11 protein-coding genes are annotated in these 11,536 nt (G+C 59.6%); all 11 read left to right on the top strand.

Translation table 11 applies throughout. The features are described 5' to 3' along the window. Positions 1–18: 18 nt before the first annotated feature. The 11 genes from ndk (at position 19) to ACW9IR_RS20640 (ending at position 11,479) form a co-directional block, all read left to right on the top strand. On the top strand, positions 19–444 hold the full coding sequence (gene ndk / locus ACW9IR_RS20590) for a nucleoside-diphosphate kinase (protein WP_007916882.1): 426 nt from the start codon (positions 19–21) through the stop codon (positions 442–444). A 28-nt stretch (positions 445–472) separates the two neighbouring features. After that, positions 473–1,621, top strand: coding sequence for a 23S rRNA (adenine(2503)-C(2))-methyltransferase RlmN (rlmN, locus tag ACW9IR_RS20595; RefSeq protein WP_016984373.1), 1,149 nt, complete (start codon positions 473–475; stop codon positions 1,619–1,621). A gap of 12 nt (positions 1,622–1,633) precedes the next feature. Beyond that, positions 1,634–2,392 (top strand): type IV pilus biogenesis/stability protein PilW, encoded by a 759-nt coding sequence (gene pilW / locus ACW9IR_RS20600; protein WP_110718923.1) that lies wholly within the window; start codon positions 1,634–1,636, stop codon positions 2,390–2,392. Then, positions 2,392–3,444: a RodZ domain-containing protein gene (locus ACW9IR_RS20605; protein WP_457464921.1), complete on the top strand. Its 1,053-nt coding sequence runs from the start codon at positions 2,392–2,394 to the stop codon at positions 3,442–3,444. Before pilW ends, ACW9IR_RS20605 begins: the two co-directional genes overlap by 1 nt. A gap of 3 nt (positions 3,445–3,447) precedes the next feature. After that, on the top strand, positions 3,448–4,557 hold the full coding sequence (gene ispG / locus ACW9IR_RS20610; RefSeq protein WP_150693187.1) for a flavodoxin-dependent (E)-4-hydroxy-3-methylbut-2-enyl-diphosphate synthase: 1,110 nt from the start codon (positions 3,448–3,450) through the stop codon (positions 4,555–4,557). Positions 4,558–4,594: 37 nt separating this feature from the next. Beyond that, positions 4,595–5,884 carry a histidine--tRNA ligase gene (gene hisS / locus ACW9IR_RS20615; protein ID WP_034156260.1) on the top strand — a complete coding sequence of 430 codons (1,290 nt, stop codon included), beginning with the start codon at positions 4,595–4,597 and terminating at the stop codon, positions 5,882–5,884. A 41-nt stretch (positions 5,885–5,925) separates the two neighbouring features. Beyond that, positions 5,926–6,567, top strand: coding sequence for a YfgM family protein (locus ACW9IR_RS20620; protein ID WP_007916865.1), 642 nt, complete (start codon positions 5,926–5,928; stop codon positions 6,565–6,567). Continuing rightward, complete coding sequence (gene bamB / locus ACW9IR_RS20625) at positions 6,560–7,711, top strand: outer membrane protein assembly factor BamB (protein ID WP_122604869.1); 1,152 nt, start codon at positions 6,560–6,562, stop codon at positions 7,709–7,711. The genes ACW9IR_RS20620 and bamB overlap by 8 nt, the downstream gene beginning before the upstream one ends. Positions 7,712–7,847: 136 nt before the next feature. Next, complete coding sequence (gene der, locus ACW9IR_RS20630; protein WP_095122497.1) at positions 7,848–9,317, top strand: ribosome biogenesis GTPase Der; 1,470 nt, start codon at positions 7,848–7,850, stop codon at positions 9,315–9,317. A gap of 234 nt (positions 9,318–9,551) precedes the next feature. Next, complete coding sequence (locus ACW9IR_RS20635) at positions 9,552–10,700, top strand: pyridoxal phosphate-dependent aminotransferase (protein ID WP_102900318.1); 1,149 nt, start codon at positions 9,552–9,554, stop codon at positions 10,698–10,700. Further along, entirely contained in the window at positions 10,688–11,479 is a 792-nt protein-coding gene (locus ACW9IR_RS20640) for an amidohydrolase (protein ID WP_077574422.1), read from the top strand. Before ACW9IR_RS20635 ends, ACW9IR_RS20640 begins: the two co-directional genes overlap by 13 nt. The last annotated feature ends 57 nt before the right edge of the window (positions 11,480–11,536 follow it).

The following is an 11,536-nucleotide window of genomic DNA, read 5'->3' on the forward strand; positions in this document are numbered from 1 at the left end:
CGTTTCTGGAGTTACACCATGGCTGTTCAACGCACTTTCTCCATCATCAAGCCTGACGCTGTTGCAAAAAACGTCATCGGCGAAATCACCACTCGTTTCGAAAAAGCCGGCCTGCGCGTTGTAGCTTCGAAACTGAAGCAACTGTCCAAAGCTGAAGCTGAAGGCTTCTACGCTGAGCACAGCGCTCGTGGTTTCTTCGGCGACCTGGTTGCTTTCATGATCTCCGGTCCTGTTGTTGTTCAGGTTCTGGAAGGCGAAAACGCTATCGCTCTGAACCGTGAGCTGATGGGCGCTACCAACCCTAAAGAAGCTGCTGCCGGCACCATCCGCGCTGACTTCGCTGATTCCATCGACGCCAACGCTGTTCACGGTTCGGACTCCGAAGCCGCAGCTGCTCGTGAAATCTCGTACTTCTTCGCAGCTACTGAAGTAACCACTCGCTAAGCATTGGCTTAAGAGTGAAGGTGAATCCATGACTACATCGACTGTAAAAACCAACCTGCTGGGTCTGACTCAACAGGAAATGGAAAAATTCTTCGACTCAATCGGGGAGAAGCGTTTCCGTGCCGGTCAGGTAATGAAATGGATTCACCACTTTGGTGTCGATGATTTCGACGCCATGACGAACGTCAGCAAGGCCTTGCGCGACAAGCTCAAGGCTATTGCTGAGGTCCGTGGTCCGGAAGTGGTCAGCGAGGACATCTCCAGCGACGGCACCCGTAAGTGGGTGGTGCGCGTGGCGTCCGGCAGCTGCGTCGAGACCGTGTACATTCCCCAGGGCAAACGCGGCACTCTGTGCGTTTCGTCCCAGGCAGGCTGTGCCCTGGATTGCAGTTTCTGCTCCACCGGCAAGCAAGGCTTCAATAGCAACCTCACCGCCGCCGAAGTCATCGGTCAGGTGTGGATTGCCAACAAATCTTTCGGCAGTGTCCCGGCAACCGTCGACCGTGCCATCACCAACGTGGTGATGATGGGCATGGGTGAGCCATTGCTGAACTTCGACAACGTCGTCGCCGCCATGCATCTGATGATGGATGACCTCGGCTACGGGATCTCCAAGCGCCGCGTGACCCTGTCCACCTCGGGTGTGGTGCCGATGATCGATGAGCTGGCCAAGCACATCGACGTGTCCCTGGCGTTGTCCCTGCACGCACCGAATGACGCATTGCGTAACCAATTGGTGCCGATCAACAAGAAATATCCGCTTAAGATGCTGCTCGAGTCGTGCCAGCGCTACATGTCCGCCCTTGGCGAGAAACGTGTGCTGACCATCGAGTACACCTTGCTCAAGGACATCAACGACAAGGTTGAACACGCCGTTGAGATGATCGAGTTGCTGAAGAACATTCCGTGCAAGATCAACCTGATTCCGTTCAACCCGTTCCCGCACTCCGGGTACGAGCGTCCGAGCAACAACGCGATCCGTCGGTTCCAGGATCAGTTGCATCAGGCCGGTTTCAACGTCACTGTCCGCACCACCCGTGGTGAAGACATCGACGCCGCATGTGGTCAACTGGTAGGGCAGGTGCTGGATCGCACCCGTCGCAGCGAACGTTACATCGCCGTGCGCGAGTTGAGCGCCGACAGCGATCTGGCACAGAACGCCGCGAACACTAACTAAGAGAGGATCTCTATGTCCCTGCGCTTTGCGCTGCTGTTGCTGTGGGCCAGCCTGTGTGCTGGTTGTGTCCTGTCGGGTGACTACAACCCGATGAAGACCAGCAAGGGCCGCGATGAAGCGCGGGCTGCCTATGTGCAGTTGGGGCTGGGGTACTTGCAGCAAGGCATGAGCGAGCGGGCCAAGGTGCCGCTGAAGAAGGCGCTGGAAATCGACGGTTCCGATCCTGACGCCAACGCTGCCCTCGGCTTGGTGTTTCAGTCCGAAATGGAGCCTGAGCTGGCCGACGAACACTTCCGCAAGGCTTTGTCCTCCCGTCCCGCCGATGCGCGCATCCTCAACAACTACGGCAGTTTTCTCTACGAACAACAGCGTTATAAAGAAGCCTACGAGCGTTTTGAACAGGCTGCTGCCGATACCCTGTATCCTGAGCGTTCGCGTGTGTTCGAGAACCTCGGCATGACGGCGGCGAAGCTCGGTCAGCGTGATCTGGCGCAGCAGCAGCTGGAAAAGGCACTGCGTTTGAACCGCCAACAACCACGCGCATTGCTGGAAATGGCTGAGTTGTCCTTCGAAGACAGGCATTATGTGCCCGCGCGTGACTATTACGACCGTTTCAGCCTGCTGACCGAACAAAATGCACGTAGTCTATTGCTCGGCGTTCGGCTGGCAAAAGTGTTTGAAGATCGCGACAAGGCCGCCAGTTATGGCCTGCAATTAAAACGACTCTATCCCGGTACGCCGGAATATCAGCAATACCTGTCGGAGCAATGATGAAAGCGGCGCATCCCGAAGTTGTAGCAGCGAATCGCGTTAACCCCGGTGAGACCCTGCGCCAGGCCCGCGAAAGCAATGGCTGGTCGCTGGCCGAAGTGGCCCTCAAGCTCAACCTCACCGTGACTTCCCTGAGCAATCTTGAAGCCGGCGCTTTCGACAAGCTGCCGGGGCATACCTTCGCTCGCGGTTACATTCGCGCCTATGCCAAATTGCTCGGCATGGACCAGACCGTGCTGGTTCAGCAATTCGACCAGTCCACCGGCACCGACTCCCAGGGCAGCAATGTTCACGCCCTTGGTCGTATCGAAGAGCCGGTGCGGGTTTCCCACACCATTTTGCGTATTGTCAGCCTGCTGTTGCTGATCGCGGTCATCGGCGGCGGTTTCGTCTGGTGGCAGGATCAGACTTCGCAGCGCACCAAGGACCTGACGTCTCTGGCGCCTGAGCACGTTGAAGTCGAAGGTGCTGACGGTACCACCCAGATTCACCCGATCGACGAGCCGGAAGACCAGGCTGTCGAAGAGAATCAGGCCGATACTTCCACAGCGCTGGCGCTGCCTCAGTCTGAAACCACCGCTGAATCGACCGGTGCCGAAGCTACCACCCCGGCAACCACTCCGGCCACTCCGGCCACTCCGGCCGCACCGGTTGCGCCGACGACCGCCCCTGCTCATACGCCAGCACCGGTTGTCGCTACCCCGGCAACCCCGGCACCAAACGTTCCCGCGACTCCAGCACCGACCACCACTGCGCCGGTTGCTCCTGCTACTGCCGCGCCAACCGCAGAAGCGGCCGCTCCGGTGGCTGGCGACGGTCAGGTACAACTGCAGTTCAGCGCCGATTGCTGGGCACAAGTGACCGATGGCCGTGGCAAAGTGATTTTCAGTGGTCTGAAGCATAAAGGCGACAGCGTCACCGTTTCCGGCAAGCCGCCGCTTAACGTACGTCTGGGCGTAGCTCGTGCCGCACAGGTCAGCTACAACGGCCAACCGGTCGATATCGCTCCGTTCACCAGTGGCGAGACTGCTCGCCTGAAGTTGGGTCAATAAGTCATGCACGGCGAATCTCCAATCAAACGTCGCGTTTCGCGCAAGATCTGGGTCGGCAACGTACCGGTGGGCGGTGATGCGCCGATCGCTGTGCAGAGCATGACCAACAGCGACACCAATGACGTCGCCGCCACCGTTGCGCAAATCAATCGTCTGGAAGCCGCTGGCGTCGATATCGTCCGCGTTTCGGTGCCGGACATGGACGCCGCCGAGGCGTTCGGCAAGATCAAGCAATTGGTCAAGGTGCCGCTGGTTGCCGACATCCACTTCGACTACAAGATCGCTCTGCGCGTGGCCGAACTGGGCGTTGACTGCCTGCGTATCAACCCGGGCAACATCGGTCGCGAAGACCGTGTTCGTGCGGTGGTCGATGCAGCGCGTGATCGCGGCATTCCGATCCGCATCGGCGTCAACGCCGGTTCGCTGGAAAAAGACCTGCAAAAGAAATACGGCGAGCCGACCCCGGCTGCACTGGTCGAGTCCGCTCTGCGCCACGTTGAGCACCTTGAGCGCCTGAACTTCCAGGATTTCAAGGTCAGCGTGAAGGCCTCCGACGTGTTCATGGCCGTCGAAGCCTACCGCTTGCTGGCGAAAGAAATCGTTCAGCCACTTCACCTGGGCATCACCGAAGCCGGTGGATTGCGTTCGGGCACAGTGAAATCCGCCGTGGGCCTAGGTATGCTGCTCGCCGAGGGGATTGGCGATACTATCCGCATCTCGCTGGCGGCCGACCCGGTCGAGGAAGTGAAGGTCGGTTACGACATTCTCAAGTCTTTGCATCTGCGTTCCCGTGGCATCAACTTCATCGCCTGCCCGAGCTGCTCGCGGCAGAACTTCGATGTGGTGAAAACCATGAACGAGCTGGAAGGGCGCCTTGAAGACCTGCTGGTGCCGCTGGATGTCGCGGTGATCGGTTGTGTGGTCAACGGCCCCGGCGAAGCCAAGGAAGCCCATATCGGCTTGACCGGCGGCACGCCAAACCTGATTTACATCGACGGCAAGCCGGCGCAGAAACTGACGAATGACAATCTGGTGGACGAGCTGGAAAAGCTGATCCGCCAGAAAGCGGCCGAAAAGGTCGAAGCTGACGCTGCCGTAATTGCGCGCGGCTGAGCCTGACTGAAGCGCCGAACGAATTTAAGGATTTAAAGTGAGCAAGTCATTGCAAGCCATTCGTGGCATGAACGACATCCTGCCCGAACAGACCCCGTTGTGGCGTTATTTCGAGGGCACTGTTGCGCGTCTGCTGGATAACTACGGTTACAAGCAGATCCGCATGCCGATCGTCGAGTTCACCGAGCTGTTCAAGCGCTCGATCGGTGAAGTGACCGACATCGTCGAAAAAGAGATGTACACCTTCGAAGACCGCAACGGTGACTCCCTGACCCTGCGTCCGGAAGGCACCGCGGCGTGCGTGCGTGCAGTGCTTGAGCACGGCATCACCGGCGGTGGCCAGGTGCAGAAACTCTGGTACATCGGCCCGATGTTCCGCCACGAGCGTCCGCAGAAAGGCCGTTATCGCCAGTTCCACCAGATCGGTCTGGAAGTCTTCAACCTCGACGGTCCGGACATCGACGCCGAGCTGATCACCATGACCTGGCGCCTGTGGGGCGAGCTGGGCATTCGTGATGCGGTCAAGCTCGAACTCAACAGCCTCGGTACCAGCGAGTCCCGTGGTCGCTATCGTGAAGCGCTGGTCGAGTACCTCTCGGCGCACTACGACAAGCTCGACGAAGACAGCCAGCGTCGCCTGAAAACCAACCCGCTGCGCGTGCTCGACACGAAAAATGCCGACACTCAAGCGGTGCTGGTCGATGCGCCGAAGATGGCCGACTACCTCGATGACGAGTCGCGTGCGCACTTCGAAGGTTTGAAAGCGCGTCTGGATGCCGTCGGCATTCCTTACGTGCTCAACCCGAAGCTGGTTCGCGGCCTCGATTACTACAGCAAAACCGTTTTCGAATGGGTCACCGACAAGCTCGGCGCTCAGGGCACTGTTTGCGCGGGCGGTCGTTACGACGGTCTGGTCGAGCAGATGGGCGGCAAGCCGACCACCGGCGTAGGTTTCGCCATGGGCATCGAACGTCTGGTGCTGATGCTGGAAACCCTGGAGCAGATCCCGGAAGAAATCTCCCGTCAGGTCGACGTCTACCTCTGTGCCTTCGGTGAAGAAGCCGAGCTGGCCGGTCTGGCCCTGGCTGAGCGTGTTCGTGATCAACTTCCAAACCTGCGTCTGCAAGTCAATGCCGGCGCCGGCAGCTTCAAAAGCCAGTTCAAGAAAGCCGACAAGAGCGGTGCGTTGTACGCATTGATTCTGGGTGACGACGAAATGGCCCAGCAAGTGGTAGGTTTCAAACCCCTGCGTGGCCAGGGCGAACAACAAAGCATTGCCTGGGATGCGCTCGCCGCTCACCTGGCCACCTGCGTCGTGCAGGGTTGAAGCTGTCCAAACAGCCGATTTAGCGATTAAGGAGTATTGGGGTGTCGAGTACCGAAGACGAACAGTTGGCGGATTTGAAGGACTGGTGGACACGCAACGGCAAACCTCTGGTCACTGGCGGCCTGTTGGCGCTGGTCATCGTGTTCGGCTGGCAGGCTTATCACAAGTATCAGAGCAACCAGTCGCAAGGCGCCTCGGTGCTCTATCAGCAATTGCTGGAAACCACGCTGACGCCTGACGGCAAGCCTGATGCTGCCCGCGTTGCGGATCTGGCCGGCAAGCTCAACAGCGAATTCGGCGGTTCTGCCTACGCGCAGTACGGCAGCCTGTTCGTCGCCAAAGTGGCGGTCGACAGCGGCAAGCTGGATGACGCCGCGACCGAACTGAAAGCCATCGTCGACAAACCGGCCAATCCGGCGCTGGGCGAGATCGCCCGTCAGCGTCTGGCGCAGGTACTCGGCGCGCAGAACAAGGCCGAAGACGGCCTGAAACTGCTCGACGGCGATGCCGACAAAGCGTTCCTGGCCACTCGCGAAGAACTCAAGGGCGACCTGCTGGTGCAGCTGGGCCGTACCGATGACGCGAACAAGGCGTATCAAAAAGCCAAGGCGGCACTGTCGGATGAAGCGGCGGTCGGTGGCCTTCAAATCAAGCTCGACGACCTGGCCAAAGGGGATGCGTGACGTGATCCGTTGGAAGCATGCAGCATTGCTGGCTCTGGCCCTTCTGGCCGCGGGTTGCAGCAGCAACAGCAAGAAAGAATTGCCACCGGCTGAACTGACCGACTTCAAAGAAGAAGTGGTTCTGCAAAAGCAGTGGAGTCGTTCGATCGGTGACGGTCAGGGCGAAACCTACAACATGCTGGTGCCGGCGATCGACGGTGACACCATCTACGCCGCTGATGTAACCGGCGTGGTGATGGCCATGGATCGCGGCAACGGCGACGTGAAGTGGAAGCAGGATCTTGAGCTGCCCGTCTCCGGCGCTGTCGGCGTGGGTTACGGTCTGGTTCTGATCGGTACTTTGCGCGGTGAAGTGGTTGCTCTGGACACCAGCAACGGTGAAGAGAAGTGGCGTGCCCGCGTCAACAGCGAAGTCCTCGCGCCACCGGCCAACAACGGTGACGTCGTGGTGGTGCAGACTCAGGACGATCGTCTGATCGGTCTGGATGCATCGACCGGTACCCAGCGCTGGGTGTATGACAGCACGCCGGCCGTACTGACCCTGCGTGGCACCAGTGCACCGCTGGTGACCAACCGCCTCGCGGTGGCTGGCCTGTCGACCGGTAAAGTGGTCGCTCTGGACATTTCCAACGGCGTGCCGGTCTGGGAACAACGGATCGCGATTCCACAGGGTCGTTCGGAACTGGAGCGCGTGGTCGACATCGACGGCGGTCTGCTGCTATCCGGCGGTACGCTGTACGTTGCCAGCTATCAGGGTCGCGTAGCGGCACTGGACCTGGAAAGCGGTCGTCAACTCTGGCAGCGCGATGCGTCGAGCTACGCTGGTATTGCTCAGGGTTTCGGCAGCGTTTACGTGAGCCTGTCTTCGGGCACCGTTGAAGGCGTCGACGAGCGTTCCACCACAGCATTGTGGAGCAACGACTCGCTGGCCCGCCGTCAACTGTCGGCTCCGGAAGTGTTCTCCAGCTATGTTGCAGTGGGTGACCTGGAAGGTTATCTGCACCTGTTGAGCCAGGTTGACGGTCGTTTCGTCGGCCGTGAGCGCATCGACAGCGACGGCCTGCGTGCCCGTCCGCTGGTGGTGGGTGACACGATTTATGTATATGGCAACAGCGGCAAACTGGAAGCCCTGACCATCAAGTAACAACTATGCTTGGGGTTAAACCCCCAGGCGGCCCCGGATTCATGGGGCTTGCAGCGCTAACAGTCGTTGCCCCGAGCACCAGCCGCTGCCTCGCAGCGGCTTTTGTATTTTCTGAAATAACGAAGTGGAGAGCCGCATGGTTCCCGTAATCGCCCTGGTGGGCCGACCGAACGTCGGCAAGTCCACCTTGTTCAACCGCCTGACCAGGACTCGTGACGCCATCGTCGGCGACTTGTCCGGTCTGACCCGTGATCGCCAGTACGGTGAGGCCAAGTGGCAAGGGCGTTCCTACATTCTGGTCGACACCGGTGGTATCTCCGGTGACGAGCATGGTATGGACGAAAAAATGGCCGAGCAGTCGCTGCTGGCCATTGAAGAAGCAGATGTTGTGCTGTTCCTGGTAGATGCCAAGGCCGGTTTCACCGCCGCCGACCAGATGATCGCCGAGCACCTGCGCAAACGTAACAAGCGTTCCTACGTGGTCGCCAACAAGGTCGACAACATCGACCCGGAAATGGCCCGCGCTGAGTTCGCTCCGTTGGGTATGGGTCACGCGATCCCGATCGCCGGTGCCCACGGCCGTGGCATCACCCAGATGCTGGAAATCGCCCTCGGTGATTTCCCGAAAGACGCAGAAGAGCCTGAAGACGGCGAAGAAGAGATCGTTGCCGAAGGCGAGGAAGCCAAGCGCATTCCTGGCCCAAGCGAAAAAGACGGGATCAAGATCGCCATCATCGGCCGTCCGAACGTGGGCAAGTCGACCCTGGTCAACCGCATGCTCGGTGAAGACCGGGTAATCGTCTATGACCAGCCAGGCACCACGCGCGACAGTATCTACATCCCGTTCGAACGCAATGAAGAGAAGTACACGCTGATCGACACCGCCGGTGTGCGCAAGCGCGGCAAGATCCACGAAGAAGTCGAAAAATTCTCCGTGGTGAAAACCCTGCAGGCGATCAAAGACGCCAACGTGGTGATCTTCGTGATGGATGCGCGCGAAGGCGTGGTCGATCACGACCTCAACCTGCTGGGCTTTGCCATTGAGTCGGGTCGTGCGCTGGTCATCGCGATCAACAAGTGGGACGGCATGACGCCGAGCGAGCGCGACTATGTGAAAGTCGAGCTGCAACGTCGTCTGTTCTTCGTTGATTACGCCGACATTCACTTCATCTCGGCCCTGCACGGCACTGGCGTGGGCAACCTCTACGCATCCGTACAGAACTCGTTCAAGTCGGCGGTCACCCGCTGGCCGACCAACCGTCTGACCCAGATTCTGGAAGACGCGGTTGGCGAGCACGCGCCACCGATGGTCAACAACCGCCGGATCAAGCTGCGTTATGCCCACTTGGGTGGTGCCAACCCGCCGATCATCGTGATCCACGGTAACCAGATCGAGAAAGTGCCGAAGTCGTACGTGCGCTATCTGGAGAACACTTACCGCCGTGTGCTGAAGCTGGTCGGTACGCCGATCCGCATCGAGTTCAAGGGCGGCGAGAACCCGTACGAAGGCAACAAGACCACGCTGACCGACCGCCAGGTCAACAAGAAGCGTCGCTTGATGTCGCACCACAAGAAAGCCGACAAGAAGCGCCGCGACAAGAAATAAGGTCGCAGGTCGCTGATCGTTCCCATGCTCCGCGTGGGAATGTATCCCGTGACGCTCTGCGTCACAAAGCGGCGGACGCAGAGCGTCCAAGGCTGCATTCCCACGCAGAGCGTGGGAACGATCAATATGAGAGAAGGGTGCCATCCGGCGCCCTTTTTTTATGGGCGCCGGATGGGCTATCCTCGGGCTCTCCCGCGCCGTCGTCAGAGCCGGGTGTTGAGCAGGGAACCCCCGATGATCACCAGTAAGCTGCCGAATGTCGGCATCACTATTTTCACGCAGATGTCTCAGCTCGCGGCGCAAACCGGCGCGATCAACCTGTCCCAGGGTTTTCCTGATTTTGACGGCCCGCAGTCGTTGCGCGATGCGGTCGGTCGGCACATTGCCAGTGGCCACAACCAGTATTCGCCGATGACCGGGCTGCCGGCACTGCGCGAACAGATTGCAGCGAAAATCGCTCGCAGCTATGGCGTGCAGGTCAATGCCGACAGCGAAGTGACCGTGACGCCGGGCGCTACCCAGGCGATCTTCTGTGCGATTCAGGCGGTTATCCACAGCGGCGATGAAGTCATCGTGTTCGATCCGTGCTACGACAGCTACGAGCCGGCCACGGAGTTGGCGGGTGGTCGTTGCGTGCATGTGCAACTGAACCCGGACGACTTCTCCATCGATTTCGACAAACTCGCGGCGGCCCTGAGCCCGCGCACGAAAATGATCGTCATCAACACGCCACATAACCCGAGCGGCGCACTGATCAGCCGTGCGGAGCTGGATCAACTGGCTGCGCTGATCCGTGATCGCGACATCTACCTGATCAGCGACGAAGTCTACGAACACCTGGTATTCGACGGCGTGCCGCACGTCAGCGTGCTCGCCCATGAAGAGCTGTATCAGCGCGCCTTTGTGGTCAGCTCGTTCGGCAAGACCTATCACGTCACTGGCTGGAAGACCGGCTACGTCGTTGCACCGCCAGTACTGACCGCGGAGCTGCGCAAGGTTCACCAGTACGTCAGCTTCTGCGGCGTCACGCCGTTGCAATACGCGCTGGCCGATTACATGGCCGAGCACCCGGAACATGTCGAAGAGTTGCCGGGCTTCTATCAGGCCAAACGCGATCTGTTCTGCGATCTGCTGGCGCCGTCGCGCTTCAGTTTCACCCGAGTCACCGGCACCTATTTCCAACTGGTCGATTACTCGCAGATTCGTCCCGACCTGAACGATGTCGAGATGGCCATGTGGATGACCCGCGAACACGGCGTGGCGAGTATCCCGGTGTCGGTGTTCTACCAGAACCCACCGCAAGGCCAGCGCCTGGTGCGCCTGTGTTTTGCCAAACGCGAGGAGACGCTGCGTGAAGCGGCGGCAAAACTATGCGTGATCTGAGTGCGTTACCCGATCTCAACCTGGCGCTGATCCAGACCAGCCTGGCCTGGCATGACCGCCAGGCCAACCTTGAGCATTTCGAGGTGTTGCTGGAGCAGGCGCGCGGGGCGGATCTGATCATCCTGCCGGAAATGTTCACCACCGGATTTTCCATGGAGTCCGAAACCCTTGCCGAAGCCGAGAACGGCCCGACCAGCAAGTGGCTGCGGGTTCAGGCGGCAAAGCTCGATGCCGTGATCACCGGCAGTGTGATTATTCAGGCGTCTGACGGTAGCCATCGTAATCGCCTGTTGTGGGCGCGGCCGGACGGCGAAGTCTTGCATTACGACAAGCGTCACCTGTTCCGCATGGCGGGTGAGCACAACCACTACACCCCCGGCGAACGCCAGGTGCAGTTCGAACTCAAGGGCTGGCGGATCCGCCCGCTGATTTGTTACGACCTGCGTTTCCCTGTGTGGAGTCGCGATGCGCAGGACACCGATCTGCTGCTGTACACCGCCAATTGGCCGGGTGCGCGGCGTTTGCACTGGAATCGCCTGTTGCCGGCGCGTGCCATCGAAAACCTTTGTTATGTGGCGGCGGTGAATCGTGTTGGCACCGACGGCAAGGGTTTCGCTTACACCGGCGACAGCCAGGTACTGGATTTCCAGGGTGAAACCTTGCTGGCGGCGGGGGAGGCCGATGGCGTGTTCAAGGTCGTGCTGGAAGCCGCGCCACTGGCGGCATATCGCGAGCGTTTTCCGGCGAATCTGGATGCCGACACCTTCGAATTCACCTGAAAAGCAAAAGATCGCAGCCTTCGGCAGCTCCTACATCGGGACGGCGTACATCCTGTA

The sequence above is a fragment of the Pseudomonas sp. SDT291_1_S447 genome (assembly GCF_054070155.1).

Bases quoted from the DNA above. Each gene is read 5' to 3' on its own strand.
- ndk (WP_007916882.1), top strand. From the start codon at position 19: ATGGCTGTTCAACGCACTTTCTCCATCATCAAGCCTGACGCTGTTGCA.
- rlmN (WP_016984373.1), top strand. From the start codon at position 473: ATGACTACATCGACTGTAAAAACCAACCTGCTGGGTCTGACTCAACAG.
- pilW (WP_110718923.1), top strand. From the start codon at position 1,634: ATGTCCCTGCGCTTTGCGCTGCTGTTGCTGTGGGCCAGCCTGTGTGCT.
- ACW9IR_RS20605 (WP_457464921.1), top strand. From the start codon at position 2,392: ATGAAAGCGGCGCATCCCGAAGTTGTAGCAGCGAATCGCGTTAACCCC.
- ispG (WP_150693187.1), top strand. From the start codon at position 3,448: ATGCACGGCGAATCTCCAATCAAACGTCGCGTTTCGCGCAAGATCTGG.
- bamB (WP_122604869.1), top strand. From the start codon at position 6,560: ATGCGTGACGTGATCCGTTGGAAGCATGCAGCATTGCTGGCTCTGGCC.
- der (WP_095122497.1), top strand. From the start codon at position 7,848: ATGGTTCCCGTAATCGCCCTGGTGGGCCGACCGAACGTCGGCAAGTCC.
- ACW9IR_RS20635 (WP_102900318.1), top strand. From the start codon at position 9,552: ATGATCACCAGTAAGCTGCCGAATGTCGGCATCACTATTTTCACGCAG.
- ACW9IR_RS20640 (WP_077574422.1), top strand. From the start codon at position 10,688: ATGCGTGATCTGAGTGCGTTACCCGATCTCAACCTGGCGCTGATCCAG.